Origin of the sequence: Novosphingobium sp. ST904, from assembly GCF_001298105.1 — a bacterium.
In the GTDB taxonomy this organism is placed as follows: domain Bacteria; phylum Pseudomonadota; class Alphaproteobacteria; order Sphingomonadales; family Sphingomonadaceae; genus Novosphingobium.
This window is the reverse complement of the sequence record NZ_LGJH01000156.1, coordinates 34,264-51,874: the sequence shown is the minus strand read 5'-3', so window position 1 is coordinate 51,874 and position 17,611 is coordinate 34,264. Positions and strand designations below refer to the sequence as shown.

Here is a 17,611-nt window from a genome sequence, read left to right as displayed (position 1 = left end):
CAAGGGGGACGTGGCGTTGGCGTATCTGACGGCCGCTTCATTCCCGATCGACGGGTCCGGCGGCACCTTCATGAAGGGTTCGAGGGCATGAACCTCACAAAGGCGCTGGCCAGTGTCGGCGGTCTCACTCTGGCCAGCCGCATACTCGGACTGGTGCGCGACAGCCTGTTCGCCCGCTTCGTCGGTGCGGGCTTCGCCTCCGATGCCTTCCTGATCGCCTTCCGCCTGCCCAACATGTTCCGCGCGCTGTTCGCCGAAGGCGCCTTCGCATCGGCCTTCATCCCGATGTTCAACCAGAAGGTCGCCGACAAGGAAGGGCCGGGCCTGCCCGCCGGGATCACTTTTGCCGAGCAGGCGCTGTCCGTGCTGCTGCCGGTGCTGCTGGCGATGACGCTGGTGCTGGAAGTCTTCGCCTGGCCGGTGACTTTCCTGCTTTCGGGCAAGTTCAACGGCGTCAGTCACGACCAGTTCGCCTTCGCCGTGCAACTGAGCCGGCTCACGATCCCCTATCTCGCGCTCATCAGCCTCGTCTCGCTGCTGGGCGGCATCCTCAATTCGCTGAACAAGTTCTGGGTCAACGCCGCCGCGCCGATCCTGCTGAACCTGACGCTGATCGTCGCGCTGCTCGGCTTCCACTCCGCAGATGCGCTGGTGACCGCGCGCAACCAGGCGATCGGCGTCTCGGTTTCGGGCGCCTTGCAGCTGCTGTGGCTGGTCTGGGCCTGCCGCGCCAACGGCGTGTCGATGCGCCTGCGGATGCCGGTGTGGAATGCCGACGTGAAGCAGCTGATGAAGCTGATCCTGCCGGCCGCCGCCGGAGCAGGCGCGGTGCAGATCAACCTCGTGATCTCGACCGCGCTGGCCGCCTCGCTGCTGGCGCACGGCTCGGTCACCTACATCTACATGGCGGACCGGCTGAACCAGCTTCCGCTCGGCCTGATCGGCATCGGCCTTGGCACCGTGCTGCTGCCCACGATCTCGCGCCAGCTCGGCGGCGGCGAGCATGCCGCGGCGATGGACACGCAGAACCGCGGCATGGAACTCGCCCTGCTGCTCACCCTGCCTGCCGCAGTCGCGCTGATCGTCTGCGGCCAACCGATCGCCGCCGCCCTGTTCGGCTACGGCAAGTTCGATGCGAACGACGTCGCCCGCACCGCCGAGGCGCTTGCCGCCTTCTCGGTCGGCCTGCCCAGCTACATCCTCGTCAAAGTGCTGACCCCCGGCTTCTACGCCCGGCAGGACACGCGGACCCCGGTGCGCTACGCGATGATGTCGATGGTGGTGAACCTCGTCCTCAACCTCGCGCTGATCGTGCCGCTCCAGCACATGGGCCCGCCGCTGGCGACCGCCATCGCCTCCACCGCCAATGTCGCCATGCTTTACTGGACCCTGGTGAAGCGCGGCCATTTCCAGTCCGACGCCCGCCTCAAGCGCCGCGCCCCGCGCCTTGCGCTGGCCGCCGTGGCGATGGGCGTGGTGCTGTGGTTCGGACAGGACCTGCTGACCCCATACCTCCACGGGACATGGCTGGTGCGGGGTCTCGCCCTTGCCGCGCTCGTTTCGGCCGGCGGCGTGGTCTATGCGCTCGCAACCGTGGTGACCGGCGCCTTCACCCGCGACGATCTCGCGCTCCTGCGCCGCCGCCGCCCCGCTTCCTGAGGCTTCCATCCGTGTGCGACTATGCTATGAGCCCGGCCCATGCAGGACCTTTCGCACCCGAAGTCTGCCGAAACCCGTCGCCGTTCGTGGCGATGGCGGGCGACCACGCGCACCGCGCGCTGACCCCACCTGCATCCGCGCCTTACCCGGCGCACCCACGACATCCCTGAAAACTCACAATCGCGAAGGACGCGTCCATGCGTATCGTCTCCGGCATCCAGCCAACCGGCAACCTGCATCTCGGCAACTATCTCGGTGCGATCCGCAATTGGGTGAAGATGCAGGACGATGTCGCCGCGCAGGGCGGTGACAGCCTCTATTTCCTGGCCGACCTCCACGCCATCTCGATGCCGCACGATCCGGCCACGCTTTCGGCCAACACGCGCGAGATGGTGGCCGCGCTGGTCGCCTGCGGCGTCGATCCCGATCGCTCTATCCTGTTCAACCAGACCCAGGTGCCCCAGCACGCCGAACTGCAATGGTTGCTCAACGGCACCGCCCGCATGGGCTGGCTGAACCGCATGACGCAGTGGAAGGACAAGGCCGGCAAGAACCGCGAAGGCGCCTCGGTCGCCCTGTTCACCTACCCGGTGCTCCAGGCCGCCGACGTGCTGCTCTACCAGGCCACTCACGTTCCCGTGGGCGAAGACCAGAAGCAGCACCTCGAACTCGCCCGCGACATCGCGCAGAAGTTCAACAACGACTTCGCGGCCGAGGACGCGCCGGTGTTCACCCTGCCCGAACCGATCATCCCGCCCGAAGCGGCGCGCATCATGAGCCTGCGCGACGGTTCGTCGAAGATGAGCAAGTCGGACCCTTCGGACATGGCGCGCATCAACCTTACCGACGATGCCGACACGATCATGCAGAAGGTCAAGAAGGCCAAGACCGACCCCGAGCCGCTGCCTTCGGAGAAGGAAGGCCTCGAAGGCCGCGCCGAGGCCCGCAACCTCGTGGGCATCTATGCGGTGATGGCCGGCACCACGGTCGAGGCGGTTCTCTCGGACTTCGGCGGCGAGGGCTTCGGCAAGTTCAAGCCGGCGCTGGGCGAACTGCTGGTCGAGAAGCTGGCGCCGATCAACGCCCGCTTCGTCGAACTGCGCGGCGACCGGGACTCGCTGGACGCGATCCTGCGCAAGGGTTCGGAAAAGGCCCGCGCCCTGGCGGTGCCGACGCTGGAGAAGGCTTACGAGGCGCTCGGCCTGGTGCGCTGAGCGGCGAACATCATGCCGTCGTCCCGCATCGCGGACGAGGCATGTTCACGCGTCCAGTCCCAGCAACTTCGCCCGCCGCCGGATCCACGGCGTGGCAAGCGTGGCAACCTCGCCCAGCGCTTCCAGGCTTTCGCGATCCTTCTTGTGATCGCCCGCGATCAGCAGCCCGAACACGCGGCGCACCGTCCATTCGGGCCATGGCCGCTCTTCCAGCACCATCCGGTCCCCGGCGGCAACCTCGCCCTCTTCCAGCACCCGATAGTACCACCCGGCCCGGCGCGACCTCACCACCCCGGCGTTGACCGGCGCGCCGTCAAACCGATGGTCCAGCTTCCAGCACGGCTGGCGGCCCTGGCTGACTTCGACGAGCGCCGTGCCCAGCCGCCAGCGGTCGCCCACGCAGATCATGTCCTCGGTCAGCCCCTCGGTCGCGATATTCTCGCCGAACGCGCCGAAATCCGACAGCAGCGGATGCGCCCCGATCGAGTCGCGCCAGAAGGCATAGTGATCGTGAGGATAGTGATGAATCGCCTTGTCCGGCCCGCCGTGAACGGAAAGATCGGCCTGCTCGTCACCCTCCAGCCCGAGCCGGTGGACTTTCACCGCGCCGTCCGCAGGCACCTTGCCGATCGCACTGGGCTCTTCAGGTCCGCGAAACGGCTGCACTTTTCCGCGCTGAACCGATAGAATCGCAAAGGATTCTGCTGCGAGGGAACTGGTCAACATCCTGGGGACTTCCTACATGACGAATCTGATCTCAGGCCATGACTCACGACTGAATGGCGCAGCCCCGCGGCAAACACTTCATCGCCGCCCTGCCTCCATTCAACCGCTATTCAGGGCATTGATATTAAGGCAGAGTCGCAAGGAATCACAGGCCACGCTTGGGAAGGGCGTTTCGGGCCTGTCAGGTTCGTGGAGTGAAACCGATGACAGATAATCCCGGAACCCATCTCGGAAGGCTGAGGCTCGCTGCCGTAGCCGTCCTGCTGATGGCCCTCGCCGCCTGCGCAACGCCCTTCAAGGCGGACGTTTCGCGCTTCCAGACCCAGCTTCCGGCGCCTGCCGGACAATCGTTCGTGGTCGTGGCCGACGATCCCAAGCTCGCGGGCGGGCTTGAATTCGCGACCTATTCCCGCCTCGTGGCGGACCGCATGCAGAAGCTGGGCTATGCTCCGGCTTCCGATCCTGCTTCGGCAACCCTTATCGTGCGCTTCGATTACGGCGTGGACAACGGCCGCGAACGCGTGCGCTCGACCATGGGTGCCGGCGGCGCATGGGGTCCGTGGTACGGCGGCGGCTTCTATGGCCGCGGCTTCTACGGCCGTGGAATGGGCTGGGGCGGGCCGTGGCGCTATGGCTGGTATGATCCGTTCTTCGACGGCGGCGTGGATTCCTACACCATCTACACCAGCGGCATCACCCTCAAGATCGACCGCGCGTTAGACAACCAGCGCCTCTTCGAAGGCAAGGCCGAAGCCGTGTCGACGTCCAACCGCCTGCAGTATCTCGTCCCGAACCTGGTCGAATCGATGTTTACCGATTTCCCCGGCAACTCCGGCGAGACCGTGCGCATCACCGTGGCGCCCGAAAAGAAGTGAACTGACAGGCTCCCCCTGCAAAGAGGGAGGCACCGAGGGACGGGTCCGCTAGAAATTATGGCGGCGTCCTTTCTTTATACCGGGGCGGCTCGTAATTGCCTCCAGGCGGTTGACCCGCGCAATCCCCACAAGGATGCCTGCCCCCGATGAACACCTTCATGGCCATCATGTCACAGCTCTTCTGGGGCGTGACCGTGGGCGCGCTCTCGGCGGCTTTCTCGGCCGTCGCGAAAGCTCTCGCGGCGCTCATCGGGATCGGGGGCGTGGGCTGGTATTCGCTCCGGCGCCGCCGCGAGAAACGCGCCCGCATCGACCGCAAGGACTGAAGCCGTCATGCTCCATGACGTACTCGCCGATCTGGCGGGCGGCGCCGTCGAAGGCGCGGCAGACCTCGCCTCCGACGAGATAAGGCGCCGATCCGGCTGGAAGGGCTGCCTCACCGTGGCTCTGGTCGCTCTAGGTGTCGTTCTGGTGCTGCTCTGGTGGCTTGGCGCCTTCCGGGCCGGCTGAGCCTCCTCAGCTCCCCAGGGCAACCACTCCGCCGGTGGAACCGAAGCCGCCCTCGCCGCGCTCGGTCGCTTCCAGTTCATCCACCGTCAGCCATGCCGCCCGCGTGACCGGCGCGAGAACGAGCTGCGCCACGCGGTCTCCCCGCCGAATCTCGAATGCCTGCGCACCGTGGTTGATGAGGATGACCTTGAGTTCACCGCGATAGTCGGAATCAATCGTGCCGGGCGAATTCGGCACCGAAATCCCGTGCTTGAGCGCAAGGCCGGAACGCGGCCGGACCTGAATCTCGAAGCCCGGCGGGATCGCCATCGCAAGGCCCGTGGCAACCGCATGGCGCCCGCCCGGAGCCAGAATCACGTCCTCGGCCGAAACCACATCCATGCCCGCCGCACCGTCGGTGGCATAGGCGGGCAAGGCCAGCCCTTCGCCGTGGGGCAGGATCTTGACGGGAACCGGGACGTCATTGGGGGAGTGCATCGGCGAACCTTTCGACGAGGATGCGCGCGACATCCTCCTTGGGCATTTCCGGAAGGCTTATCACATCGTCGGCGCGCACGATGTGGACCGCATTGGCATCGCCGCCCATGACATCGCCCGACACGTCGTTGGCGATGATCCAGTCGGCACCCTTGCGTTTGCGCTTTTCGGTGGCGTAGCGAATGACATCCTGCGTTTCGGCGGCGAAGCCGATCACCAGCGGCGGCCGGTTCGGCCCGGTCGCGACAGTGGCAAGGATGTCGGGATTTTCGGTGAGCAGCAGCGCCGGCGGCGCCGAGCCGCGCTTCTTGAGCTTCTGGTCCGCACTGTGGGCGACGCGCCAGTCCGCCACCGCTGCGACCATCACCGCGATATCGGCGGGCAATGCATGCTTCACCGCCTCGGCCATCTGCAAGGCGCTTTCCACGTCGATGCGATCGACTCCGGCAGGCGTCGGCAAATGCACCGGCCCGGCAACGAGCGTGACGCGCGCACCCGCCTCCGCCGCGGCGGCGGCAATGGCGAAACCCTGCTTCCCGGAAGAGCGATTGGCAATGTAGCGCACCGGATCGATCGGCTCCCAGGTGGGGCCGGCGGTGATGAGAACGTGCTTTCCGGTCAGCGGGCCGGGAGCCGGCGAAGACGGGGCAGCCTGCTCGTCCAGCGCATCGGGATCAGTCGCGGGTGCGGCGCGCGCCTCGCCCTTGCGGGCGGCCAGAGCGGCTTCTTCGGGCGTGAAGCCAAGATCCTCGTGGCCGAAGGTGATCGCCTGCCTTGCGCCGGAACGCCCCCGCGAGATCATCCCGCCGGTGAGGCCGCCGAGGCGGTTCCCTTCGGCGTCATCCTCCGGTTCCGGCGTACCGAATTGCGGCTGCCACATGGGAACATCCGCACCGGGCAGCGGTGCCACTTCGACGGGGCCAAGGCCGAGCGCCCAGGCGATCCGCTGCCAGATCGCAAGCGGATCGGGCAGACGGCCGGGGCCATATTCGCCGCAGGCCATGGTGCCTTCGTCGGGCTCCATCACGTCCACCCCGGCATCGCGCAGGACTTGCACGTTGCGGGTCGTGGCGGCGTGCTGCCACATCCGCACGTTCATGGCCGGGACCGCCATGACCGGCTTGTCGGTGGCAAGGAGCATCGTCGTCGCCAGATCGTCGGCAATGCCGGCCGCCATCCTTGCCATGAGGTCCGCCGTTGCCGGACAGACGACCACGAGGTCCGCTTCGCGGCTGAGCTGGATATGGCCCATCTCGGCCTCGTTCCTGAGATCCCAGAGCGTCGTGTAAACCGGTTTCTCGGACAGCGCGGCAAGCGCCATCGGGGTGACGAAGTGCGCCCCGCCCTCAGTGAGGACGCAGGTCACTTCGCCGCCTTCCTTGCGGATGTGCCGAACGAGTTCGCAGGATTTGTAGGCCGCGATACCGCCGCCGACGACCAGAAGGATACGGGGTCCACTCATGCCCCGGGCTTTTGCAACAGGGCGCGGAAGCGCGCAATCGGTTTGCGGTCTAAGCCGGGGATTGCATGCCTTTCGCCGCCCCGGCGAGATCGCGCAAAGCCGACGGCGCGAAGACGATTCCGGCGAAAAGGGTCGGCGCGATCATCGCCCCCCAGTAGAAGTTGTCCCAGCGCCCGGCCATCATGAACGCCGCGGCATAGCCTGCACTCAGGAGAAAGCCGAAAAGCCCGGCGCGGCTATTCCAGCCGAGCCAGCCGAAAGTCATGAGCACCACCGCCGGTCCCGCCAGCCAGTGCGGCAGCCAGCGCAAGTTGCTGGACTGCACGATATTGCCGAGCCAGCCGGAAAGGCCCCGAAACACCAGCCAGGGGGCGCTATGCGGGTCGCCAGGCAGAACGTCGCGCGCAACGAGCGAGAGATGCCAGGCAAGCCCCGCTGCGAACAGAACGATGAGCGCGCTCCATGCGCCGGCCTCGCGCCAGTTACGCTGCCACAGCGCCGTAGCCGCCATGAGCAGCACGAAAGGCAGGCTGTGTTCGCGGATGGCCAGGGCGAGCGCCGCAGCAAGGAATGCAGCGATCCAGCGCCCTCCCCGCCCATCCTCGCCGATACGGTGCAGGCCGAAGGACAGTGCGATCAACCCGCCCGCCCAAAGCTCGTGAAGTGCGAAGTAAGGCCGGTTGAGAGCCAGCGAGGCCCCGACGAATACCAGTGCCGCACCGATCCGCCGGAGGCGCGGCGCTTCGCCTGCCAGCTTGCGCCACCATACCGCGACGATGCCGAGCATGAGCGCGATGGCAGCCGCGATCTGGCCACCATCGCCCAGCATGGCGTCCAGATAGGCCAGCGTCGGCAGGCGCACCGCAAGGCCGGGATTGACCGGATATCGGTGACGGCGCTGCTCGGGAACGATGAAGTCGTAGTAATGCTCACCCTTGGCGATGCGCGCGATCACGGCTTCGTAAAGGGCGATATCGGCGTTGTAGGGCTCAGCTTCGGCAACACCGGCAGCATGGCCCTGCAAGGACGTAGCGGGCCCTTCGACCGGCCCTTCCCACGGCGATCGAGTGCCCGCCTTGCCCACGGTGACCAGCGCGGAAGCCACGATCAGCGCCGCCAGCACGGCCAGCACAAGACGCGCGCCCCAAGGCGAGATGTGGCCGAGACGACCTGCCGGAGCCGGCGCGGCAAGCGCCGTGCCCGCAGCGTTCAGCTCATCAATGTCCAGTACGTCAGCCCCCATGCCGCGGCGCCCCCAAGCAATGCGGCCAGACCATAGCGGGTCCACTGGTTACTTTCGGGTTTACGCCCCCGGCCCCGTTCCCAGATAAGGTCGACTTCGGGCAAGGGCGCCTGCTCGGGAGCACCACCCTTTGGCGGGAACTTCTCCTCGATCCGCCGCACCAGCGCGGGCAGGCGGAACAGCGTGCCGAGATCTTCGCGCAGACGGTCGGCAATGATCGCCTCGGGGCCAAGCTCGTCGCGCAGCCAGTTCTTCACGAAAGGCGCCGAGACATCCCACATGTTGATGTCGGGATCGAGCGCCGTCGCCAGACCCTCGACCATGACCATGGTCTTCTGCAGGAGCAGGAGGTGCGGCTGGACCGCCATGTCGAAATCGCGGGTGATCGCGAAGAGCCCGTCGAGCATCTGGCCGACAGAAAGCTCGGACACCGGCTTGCCGCGCATCGGCTCGCCCACGGCACGCAGTGCCGTCGCAAACTCCTCCACGGTGTGGTAGCTCGGGACGTACTGCGCCTCGAAATGAATCTCGGCGACGCGGCGATAGTTGCCGGTGGTAAGGCCGTAGAGGATTTCCGCCAGCCAGAGCCGCGCCTGCCGGTTGATCCGGCCCATGATGCCGAAATCGATGGCAACGATGGTGCCGTCCGCCTCCACGAACAGGTTGCCCTGGTGCATGTCGGCATGAAAGAACCCGGAGGAGATCGCCTGCGTCAGGAAGGTGTTCACCAGCTTGTGCGCCAGGCGGGGCAGGTTGTGCCCTGCCGCCTTGAGCCCGGCGATATCGCTCATCTTGGTGGCGCCGATCCACTCGACGGTGAGGACCTGCCCATTGGTACGGTCCCAGTCGATATGCGGAACGCGGTAACCGGCGATGCCCTTCATCGCATCGGACAGCTCCGAAGCGGAAGCCGCTTCGCGCCGCAGGTCCAGCTCGCGCAGGGTCCAGCGCTTGAGATTGGCAACGACTGCGCGCGGACGCAGGCGCGATGCTTCCCCGCCAAGCGCTTCGAGGTGCGCGGCCGCCCACTCATAAGTCTCTACATCGCGCGCGAACTGTTCGCGAATGCCCGGGCGCAGCACCTTGACGGCCACATTGCGGCCATCGGGCGTCACCGCCCGGTGGACCTGCGCGATCGACGCGGCGCCCACCGGCTCTTCCTCGATCGAGACGAAGATGCCGTCCAGCGTCCGGCCGAAACTGCCTTCGATCGCGTGACGGATTTCGGAGAAGGGAACCGGCGGCAGGCTGTCCTGCAAGGTCAGAAGGTTGCGCGCGGGGCCTTCGCCGACGAGGTCGGGCCGGGTCGCCAGCGCCTGGCCGAGCTTGATCGCCGCCGGGCCGATCTCCTGGAAGGCGCCGGCATAGTCCGGCTCCGCAGGCTGGCGCGTACCCAGCCGCGCGATCCGGCACAGGCGCTTGACCTGGGCCGGCGCGTTACGGTCGTTCTCGATCCCGCGCAGCGCTCCGTGGCGCGCGAGGACACGGCCCCACTTGAGGAGCCGCAGGATATGGGTCGCCGAACTTGTCACGTGAAGGACTAAACTTTCCAGCCCGAATGAATCGCGACAAGGCCGCCCATGATCGGCTCGACCTTGGTGTGCTTGAAACCGGCATTGCGAATCATCCGCTCGAATTCCGGCATCGGCGGGAAGCGGCGGATCGATTCGATCAGGTAGCGGTACGATTCGGCGTCACCGGCGATGGCCTGCCCGATCCTGGGCACCAGACGGTGCGAATAGGCGTCGTAGACTTCCTTGAAGCCCGGCCATTCGGTGGTCGAGAATTCGAGGCAGAAGAAGCGGCCGCCATACTTGAGCACGCGATTCGCCTCGGCCAGCGCCTTGTCGATATGCGTCACGTTGCGGATGCCGAAAGCGATCGTGTAGGCGTCGAAGAAGCGATCGCCGAACGACAGTTCCTCCGCGTTCTGGCGTGACCAGACCAGGCCATCGATGCCGCGTTCGATCGCACGCTCGATACCGACGTCCAGCATGTCCTGATTGATGTCGGAAACCGTGACCGAGGCGCCGTGCGCGGCCATGCGGAAGGCGATGTCGCCCGTGCCGCCGGCCATGTCGAGGATCTGTTCGCCCTCGCGCGGCTTCACCCGGCGCACGAACTTGTCCTTCCAGAGCCGGTGCATGCCCACGGACATGGCATCGTTCATCACGTCGTACTTGCGTGCAACGCTGGAGAAGACGGCGCCGACGCGCCCTTCCTTCTCCTCGGGGCTGACCTCTTCGTAGCCGAAGGAAACCGTTTCGCTCATGGCGCTGTCCTCTAGCCTCCCGGCCGCGCCTGCGCCACCCGATGATTTGGTTATTTTGCCCGCCGCATGGCAAGCGCGGAAACCACGATCCCGCCGAGAATCAGCGCCATCCCCGCCAGATGGTAGCCATGCAGCGGCTCACCGAGCAGAAGCGACGAAAGCAGTGCCCCGAACAAAGGCATCAGCGTGATCGCCTGCCCCGCCCGCGCCGCGCCGAGTTCGTGAGTCGCACGGTTGTAGATGAAGTAGGCCAGCACCGAGGGGAACACCCCGATATAGGCATAGGCGGCAAGGATTTTCGGGCTCCATGCCACCGTCTGCCCCTGCAGGGCCTCTATCGCCGCCAGCGGCGCCATCGCCAGGGCCCCGAGGCCGAACGTCAGCAGGAGAAGACTGGCGGCCGAAATCGGCGGCCGCTTCCTGAGGAACACCGTATAGAGCGACCATGCCGCGACGGCGCAGAAGATCAGGCCGTCCCCGGCGCCCAGCCGCAACTGCATCAAGGCCGCCGGATCGCCGCGAAACACGATCGAAACGACGCCCAGCGTGGAAACCAGCACGCCCATGACGTGCAGCCGCCCCGGCCGCCCCCCGAAGATCGCGAAGTCCAGCACCATGACGACTGCGGGAATCGCCGCCTGCAGCAGCAGCGCATTGGCCGCGGTGGTGTAGTGCAGCCCTTTATAGAGGAACCCGTTGAAGCACACGACGCCCAGGAACCCGAGCGCCAGCACCCAGCGCCATCCGGCCAGAGCCTGCGCCCGCTCTTTCCAGAGTTGCCGTGCCGAGAAAGGCAGCAGGACCATCACCGCGATCAGCCATCGGCCGAGCGCGAGCGTGAAGGGCGGAACATCCGCACGCACGGCCCGTCCAACGATCGAATTGCCGGCCCAGAACAGCATGACCAGCCCCAGCATGAGAAATGCACGCATCTGCGGCCGTTGTTTTCCATGCCGCTGCCTTAGCCACCGCCTCGCAGCCTGACGAGACGGGTAGCGTCCCAATTCTTGATTATCGGATGGAGGATCGCTTTTCGCTGCAGTTCCTTCCCTTGCCGGGACACAGCACCTATCTCTGCGCGGCGATGCCAGAACTTCCAGAAGTAGAAACCACCGTCCGCGGCCTTGCCCGATACCTGGAGGGTGAGCGGATAGCCCGCGTCACGCTGAACCGGCCGGACCTGCGCCGCCCGTTTCCGCCCGAGCTGGTGCAGGTGCTCACCGGCGCCCGGGTCACGACGATGGGCCGGCGGGCCAAATATGGCCTCATCCATACCGACCGCGACCAGACCATGGTGTTTCACCTGGGCATGTCGGGCCGCTGGCGAATCGAGCCGGAAAAGCCCGAAAAGCATGACCACCTCGTGATCGAGACCGGCTCGGGCCACGTGCTCGCACTGAACGACGCCCGGCGATTCGGCTCGGTCGACCTCGTTGAGACCGGCGCGCTCGATTCGTGGGGACCTTTCGCGGCGCTCGGACCGGAGCCTCTCGGCGAAGGCCTGACCGCCGCGCACCTGAAGTCCGCACTCGCCGGACGAATCGCCCCGATCAAGCAGATGCTGCTCGACCAGTCGGTGGTGGCAGGTCTCGGCAACATCTATGTCTGCGAGGCCCTGTTCCGGGCCGGCATCCGTCCCGACAGGGAAGCCGGGCTGGTAACGCTTCCCGCCCTGCGCAAACTGGTCCCCGCAATCCGGGACGTGCTGTCCGAATCGATCGCGGCGGGAGGCTCGACGATCCGCGACTATGCGCAGCCGAACGGCGAACTGGGATATTTTGCTACCGCCTGGCAGGTTTATGGGCGAGAGGGGCAAGACTGTGCCTGCGGCGAGCAGGTCCGGCGATTCGTACAGGGCGGACGCAGCACCTTCTGGTGCTCGAAATGCCAGAAATAGGCCGTTTCCTGCGGCCCTCACGGGTTGACGGAACAGCGCTCCACCGCTAAGGGGCGCGCTTTCCGGCGAGTCCGCTCGCCAAATCAGATTCGATCAGGCAATTGGGCCGCCCGGCGGCCAGACAGAGGAACGACATGGCCAATACGCCGCAAGCCCGCAAGCGCATCCGCCGTAATGAGCGCCGCGCGGAGATCAATACGAACCGCATCAGCCGCATCCGCACCTTCATCAAGAAGGTCGAATCGGCCATCGCCGGCGGCGACAAGGGTGCTGCTTCGGAAGCTCTCAAGGAAGCCCAGCCCGAACTGGCTCGCGGCGTTGCTCGCGGCGTGCTTCACAAGAACACCGCTTCGCGCAAGCTTTCGCGCCTCACCAAGCGCGTCGCCGCGCTCGGCTGATCTTTCCCGGTAGGCACGCCTACACGGCGCGCCTGACCGTGCGGCACCGGCCCGCGCTGCCATCTGAACTTCCGTCATCACGGCGGGAAATCAGATAGCAGCGCGGGCCGAGCCTTTTTCAGCCTGCCGAAAGGTCGCAGGGCGCGCGCCCGTCGCGATTCTCCCGAGACCGATTCTGAGTCGCTCCGCGCGATTCGCACCCCCAGCGGCAAGGCTCGCCATCACGCCTGAGTACGGAACGGGAACGGTGCCGGAGAGTCATTCTCCGGTTCCGCGAGCGCGTTCGCGCGCCCCTTGAACGCGGCTTCAGGCAAACTCGCGGAAATGTTGCGATTCGCACAGATGGCTTCCGGGCCCATGTCCCATCTATATGATTTTAAACGATAAATCATTTCATGACGGAAATTGGGCACTCAAGGCGAGTCAACAGCCATAATTTTTTTTATTTGGGGAGTGCCGTATTGCACCGCGGCCAAACCCGTTTCTAAAAGGGTCCTCGGCGGTAGCGGAACTGGCCGGGGAACATCGACAGCGACGAAACACCTGCTGCAGGCATGCACCTGCAGTTGAGGGACGTTTTGTCCGCGAACGCATGGAAGCCAGCTCCGCCAAGGTTATTAATTTTCGCGCCCACAGTGGGGCCACATTTCGGGGTAGCTGCCAACAAAGGGGAGTTGGTCCAGGTGTCAGGTTCAACAGTGGGTCGGTCTCCGGCAGGTCAAGGCGCAAACGGCGTGAACAAGAAATCGAAGGCGGTACGAGTGGCGATGGAAGAGGATCAGGAAGCCGTAAATCTGGCGGCAGACTGGGCTGACATCAGCCAGGGCCTGCGCAAGGATCTCGGCCAGCAGGCGCACAGCCAGTGGATCAAGCCGATCCAGCCGGGCAACTACTGCAAGGAAACGGGTACCCTCGATCTGTACCTGCCGACCGAGTTCTCGGCGAACTGGGTGGCGGATCGTTTCGCAGACCGTCTCTCGCTGGCCTGGAAGATCGCCCGTCCCGACGTGCGCCACGTCCGCATCCTCGTGCACCCCGGCCGTCGCCAGCTGCCCGAACTGCGTCTCGGCAGCGGCGGCCGCCCGAGCAGCGCCCCGGCGAACGATTCGGCACAGGGCACCGCCGATTCGATGGCAGCCGTGCTTCAGGGCGAAGCCTTCGCCGCGCTTGGCCAGGGTCCGGCCGGGATCGACGCCTCGCAGACCTTCACCTCGTTCGTGACCGGCCAGAGCAACGTGCTCGCCTGCAATGCCGCACAGCGCATGTCGGCCACCGAAACGCCGCAGTTCTCGCCGCTCTACCTCAAGGGCGCGACGGGTCAGGGCAAGACGCACCTTCTTCACGCGATCGGCCATGCCTATCTCGCGAATCATCCGCACGCCCGGATCTTCTACTGCTCGGCCGAGCGCTTCATGGTCGAGTTCGTCCAGGCCCTGCGCCAGAACCAGATGATCGAGTTCAAGTCGCGCCTGCGCGGCTTCGACCTTCTGCTGGTGGACGATATCCAGTTCATCATCGGCAAGGCATCGGCGCAGGAAGAACTGCTCTACACGATCGATGCGCTGCTTCAGGAAGGCAAGCGCCTGGTCTTCGCCGCCGACCGTGCGCCGCAGGCGCTCGACGGCGTGGAACCCCGCCTGCTCTCGCGTCTGTCGATGGGCCTCGTCGCCGATATCCAGCCGGCCGACATCGAACTGCGCCGTTCGATTCTCGAAAACCGACTCGGCCGCTTTGCTTCTGTGGACGTGCCTTCGGACGTGATCGAGTTCCTGGCGCGCACCATCAATCGCAACGTGCGTGAACTGGTCGGCGGCCTTAACAAGCTGATCGCCTATGCCCAGCTCACCGGACAGGCCGTCTCGCTCCAGCTGGCAGAAGAACAGCTTACCGACATCCTCTCGGCCAATCGCCGCCGCATCACGATCGACGAGATCCAGCGCACGGTCTGCCAGTTCTATCGGATCGACCGGACCGAGATGAGCTCCAAGCGCCGCGCCCGCGCCGTCGTGCGCCCGCGCCAGGTGGCCATGTACCTCGCCAAGGTGCTGACCCCGCGCTCCTATCCGGAAATCGGCCGCAAGTTCGGCGGCCGCGATCACTCCACGGTAATCCATGCCGTGCGCCTGATCGAGGAACTGCGCAGCCGCGACGCCGACATGGACGGCGACGTGCGTTCGCTTCTGCGCCAGCTCGAATCCTGAGGTTTTCGGAGCTTTTCCTCCGAAAACCCACAGCCTTCACACAGACTTGTCCACAAGCCTGCTCTGCAGGCTAACGACATGGAAAGAGCCCGAAAGACGCGCCGGTCGAGCGCGTTTTTCGGGCTCTTTCCTTATGCGGGCGAAGCACCCGAGAAGTCTCGGAACCCCTTCCGGCAACATCGCGGATACCGAAGAGTGTAAAATTTTAACCATTGAATAAGCGAGATGCGCTAGCCTGCTCGAAACCGGGCCCATGCCCGCTGGCGAAGAAGAGGCATTCTCCATGCGCTTCTATCAGGCGACGACATTCGTTTTTCCCCGGCGCTATGAATGGCGAATCCTCCTCGCCTGCCTTGGCGCGGCAGGCCTGCCCTTGGTGGCCGCCGCCGGCTTCCAGGCCGTGACCGGCATCTGGCGCACGGACCTTATGGGCTTCATGGCCGCGGCAACCGCGATCGGCGCGATCATCGCGCTATCCGTCATCCATGCCCTGCTCGCCCCGATCCGCGAAGCGACCGCGATGCTGCGCGCAGCGCAGGCCGGAGAGCATGTGGGCCCGGTGCCGACCGGAGGCGACGACCTTGCCGGCCGGCTTCTCCACGGCGTGGCCCTTGCCGTCCAGCAATCGGCGGCACGGACCGAGCCGAGACTGGAGACCGCCGAACGAGACGCGCTGACGGGGCTGCGCAACCGCTTCGGCTTCCTCGATTCGGCGGAACGCGTGCTCATCGACGGTGGCAACGCCGTGCTCGCGCTGATCGATATCGACCGTTTTGCGACCATCAACGACCGGTTCGGCCGCGCCACCGGCGATTCGCTGCTGCGCGAAGTCGCGCGACGGCTGGAGCACGGCGTCCGCCGATCCGATCTGCCCAGCCGCAGGACCGGCGGCGAATTCGCCATTCTCTTTCCCGATACCATGCTGGACGAGGCTCGATTGGTGATGGAACGCCTTCAGGCCAGCATCGCGCTCGACCCCACGCTTCGGGGGGACGAATGGCCGGTCACGCTCTCCTGCGGCCTCGCCCCGGTCCGCAGCTTTGCGCAGCTCGAAGACGCCACCCGGATCGCGGGCAATGCGCTCATGGCCGCCAGGAACGGCGGGCGCAACAATGTGCGGATTTCGCGAAACGAATGACGCCCGGCGGCAGCGAACGCTGTTCGCCCGGCCGGTATTCCGCTCCCTTGCCCCGCGCGCCTTCGATGCTGTAGGCCCCGGGCATGACTCCCACCCTCCCCGCCAGCTATTCGCAAGCCGCGCTACGCGGCATTCGCTGCCGCTGTCCGCGCTGCGGCGAGGGCCGGCTGTTCCGCAAGTGGTTGAAACCGCTAGATCGCTGCGCCCTGTGCACGCTGGACCTCACGCCCCAGCGCTCGGACGACTTTCCGGCATATATCGCGATGATCGTGACCGGGCACCTGATGGCCCCGCTTATCATCGCCTTGTCCAAGGACTTTCACCTGGGCCCGGCCGCGATGTTCGCGATCCTGATCCCGCTTGCGGTGACAATGATGATCGGCATGCTCCAGCCTGCCAAGGGCGCGGTCATCGCCACGCAGTGGTGGTTCGGAATGCACGGCTTCCGCAAGGAACGCATTCCCGAACGCGAGGCCCCCACTTCCGAAGATACAGGCGCCCCATGATCCTTTCTCCCGAACGACTGCAGCGCTTCGCGCGCCATATCGTGCTGCCCGAAGTCGGCGGTGCAGGCCAGGTTGCACTGGCCGAAGCTCATGTGGTGCTTGTCGCTGCGGCGGGATCGGCAGTCCTGCCCTTCAGTATCTCGCCGCAGCCGGCATAGGACGGCTGACGCTGATCGACGACGACACGGTGGACGTCAGCAATCTGCAACGCCAGACGGTTTATTCGCCATCGGATATCGGCAAGCCCAAGGCGGAAGCGGCGGCCGAATGGGTGCGGCGCTTTGATCTTGGCCTTGAGATCCTGCCGTGCGTTACGCGTCTCGGGGGTGACAACGCTGCAGGGATTCTCGCCGGCGCGAGCGTGGTACTGGACGGGTGTGACAACTTCGCGACTCGGCTGCTGGTGTCGGATACCTGTGTCGAACTGGGCATTCCGCTGACGAGCGCGGCGGTCGGCCGCTTCCAGGGACAAGTCGCCAATTTCGCCGGACACCGGACCGACCAGGCCTGCTATCGGTGCTTCGTGGGTGACGCCTTCGACGCCCAGGACTGCGACACTTGCGCAGCGGACGGGGTGCTGGGAGCAATGGTCGGCATGGTCGGCACTTTCGCGGCGATGCATGCCATGCGCGTGCTGCTCACCGGCAAGGCCGCGCTGGGCGATCCGCAGTTCGGCACGCTCCACCTGATCGACGGCATGGCCCCGTCGATGCGCGCGCTCAGGATCGCCAAGGATCCCGGCTGCGCGCCTGCGGTGTTCAGGCACTCGCGCCGTCGTGATGATAGACCGATAACCGCGCGAGCAGTTCGGGGGCAAACAGCCGCATGTTCACGCCCATGCGGTCCTTCGCAAGGTCGATCGGGCTCCAGTGCGTGGTGCAGCCGCATTGCGGGCAGTGCCAGAAGGTCAACACTTCCTCCCCCCTCCGATAGCCGGTGAGCGCCCCTTCGATCCGCACTTTCGAAAGGCTGTGATAGGACCACAGGGCTCCCAGCCGTCGGCAGACCGAGCAGTTGCAGTCGCAAACGTCAT

17 protein-coding genes and 1 pseudogene are annotated in these 17,611 nt (G+C 65.7%); 11 read left to right on the top strand and 7 right to left on the bottom strand.

Going from position 1 to position 17,611, the window contains the following annotated elements; translation table 11 throughout:
* Positions 1–87: 87 nt before the first annotated feature.
* Both murJ and trpS read left to right on the top strand, forming a co-directional pair.
* A complete protein-coding gene (gene murJ / locus ADT71_RS19350; protein WP_054439445.1) occupies positions 88–1,659 on the top strand; it encodes a murein biosynthesis integral membrane protein MurJ in 1,572 nt (523 codons plus the stop codon).
* Positions 1,660–1,856: 197 nt separating this feature from the next.
* Complete coding sequence (gene trpS / locus ADT71_RS19345) at positions 1,857–2,873, top strand: tryptophan--tRNA ligase (RefSeq protein WP_054439443.1); 1,017 nt, start codon at positions 1,857–1,859, stop codon at positions 2,871–2,873.
* Between the two features lie 45 nt (positions 2,874–2,918).
* Here the strand turns inward: trpS and ADT71_RS19340 are convergent, their stop codons facing one another.
* Positions 2,919–3,599: an MOSC domain-containing protein gene (locus tag ADT71_RS19340; RefSeq protein ID WP_054439441.1), complete on the bottom strand. Its 681-nt coding sequence runs from the start codon at positions 3,597–3,599 to the stop codon at positions 2,919–2,921.
* A gap of 203 nt (positions 3,600–3,802) precedes the next feature.
* Here ADT71_RS19340 and ADT71_RS19335 point away from each other — a divergent pair, with 203 nt between their 5' ends.
* From ADT71_RS19335 to ADT71_RS31540, 3 genes are all read left to right on the top strand, one after another.
* Positions 3,803–4,474, top strand: a complete 672-nt coding sequence (locus ADT71_RS19335; RefSeq protein WP_054439440.1) for a DUF4136 domain-containing protein — start codon at positions 3,803–3,805, stop codon at positions 4,472–4,474.
* Positions 4,475–4,620: 146 nt separating this feature from the next.
* Positions 4,621–4,800, top strand: coding sequence for a hypothetical protein (locus ADT71_RS19330; RefSeq protein ID WP_054439438.1), 180 nt, complete (start codon positions 4,621–4,623; stop codon positions 4,798–4,800).
* A 7-nt stretch (positions 4,801–4,807) separates the two neighbouring features.
* The gene (locus ADT71_RS31540) at positions 4,808–4,984 is read left to right on the top strand and encodes a hypothetical protein (RefSeq protein ID WP_156336694.1); all 177 of its coding nucleotides are present in this window, start codon (positions 4,808–4,810) and stop codon (positions 4,982–4,984) included.
* Between the two features lie 6 nt (positions 4,985–4,990).
* Here the strand turns inward: ADT71_RS31540 and dut are convergent, their stop codons facing one another.
* Genes dut through ADT71_RS19300 form a run of 6 tightly spaced genes read right to left on the bottom strand, consistent with a single transcriptional unit; the run spans position 4,991 to position 11,370 of the window.
* Complete coding sequence (gene dut / locus ADT71_RS19325) at positions 4,991–5,461, bottom strand: dUTP diphosphatase (RefSeq protein ID WP_054439437.1); 471 nt, start codon at positions 5,459–5,461, stop codon at positions 4,991–4,993.
* Positions 5,445–6,923: a phosphopantothenate--cysteine ligase family flavoprotein gene (locus tag ADT71_RS19320; RefSeq protein WP_054439435.1), complete on the bottom strand. Its 1,479-nt coding sequence runs from the start codon at positions 6,921–6,923 to the stop codon at positions 5,445–5,447. Before ADT71_RS19320 ends, dut begins: the two co-directional genes overlap by 17 nt.
* 49 nt (positions 6,924–6,972) lie before the next feature.
* Complete coding sequence (locus ADT71_RS19315; RefSeq protein WP_231636047.1) at positions 6,973–8,166, bottom strand: hypothetical protein; 1,194 nt, start codon at positions 8,164–8,166, stop codon at positions 6,973–6,975.
* On the bottom strand, positions 8,133–9,698 hold the full coding sequence (gene ubiB / locus ADT71_RS19310; RefSeq protein WP_054439433.1) for a 2-polyprenylphenol 6-hydroxylase: 1,566 nt from the start codon (positions 9,696–9,698) through the stop codon (positions 8,133–8,135). Before ubiB ends, ADT71_RS19315 begins: the two co-directional genes overlap by 34 nt.
* 8 nt (positions 9,699–9,706) lie before the next feature.
* Positions 9,707–10,438 (bottom strand): class I SAM-dependent methyltransferase, encoded by a 732-nt coding sequence (locus ADT71_RS19305; RefSeq protein WP_054439431.1) that lies wholly within the window; start codon positions 10,436–10,438, stop codon positions 9,707–9,709.
* 50 nt (positions 10,439–10,488) lie between these two features.
* Positions 10,489–11,370, bottom strand: coding sequence for a DMT family transporter (locus ADT71_RS19300; protein WP_054439430.1), 882 nt, complete (start codon positions 11,368–11,370; stop codon positions 10,489–10,491).
* Positions 11,371–11,522: 152 nt separating this feature from the next.
* Here ADT71_RS19300 and mutM point away from each other — a divergent pair, with 152 nt between their 5' ends.
* The 6 genes and pseudogenes from mutM to ADT71_RS19270 form a co-directional block, all read left to right on the top strand.
* Positions 11,523–12,335 (top strand): bifunctional DNA-formamidopyrimidine glycosylase/DNA-(apurinic or apyrimidinic site) lyase, encoded by an 813-nt coding sequence (mutM, locus tag ADT71_RS19295; protein WP_054439579.1) that lies wholly within the window; start codon positions 11,523–11,525, stop codon positions 12,333–12,335.
* A 134-nt stretch (positions 12,336–12,469) separates the two neighbouring features.
* Entirely contained in the window at positions 12,470–12,733 is a 264-nt protein-coding gene (gene rpsT, locus ADT71_RS19290; protein ID WP_054439428.1) for a 30S ribosomal protein S20, read from the top strand.
* Between the two features lie 767 nt (positions 12,734–13,500).
* Entirely contained in the window at positions 13,501–14,934 is a 1,434-nt protein-coding gene (gene dnaA, locus ADT71_RS19285; RefSeq protein WP_054439426.1) for a chromosomal replication initiator protein DnaA, read from the top strand.
* Between the two features lie 253 nt (positions 14,935–15,187).
* Positions 15,188–16,072 carry a GGDEF domain-containing protein gene (locus ADT71_RS19280; RefSeq protein WP_231636046.1) on the top strand — a complete coding sequence of 295 codons (885 nt, stop codon included), beginning with the start codon at positions 15,188–15,190 and terminating at the stop codon, positions 16,070–16,072.
* A gap of 83 nt (positions 16,073–16,155) precedes the next feature.
* Positions 16,156–16,578, top strand: coding sequence for a DUF983 domain-containing protein (locus ADT71_RS19275; protein ID WP_054439424.1), 423 nt, complete (start codon positions 16,156–16,158; stop codon positions 16,576–16,578).
* Positions 16,575–17,323, top strand: a pseudogene (locus ADT71_RS19270) (ThiF family adenylyltransferase); the annotation flags it as partial. The gene ADT71_RS19275 and the pseudogene ADT71_RS19270, both read left to right, overlap by 4 nt.
* Between the last annotated feature and the right edge of the window lie 288 nt (positions 17,324–17,611).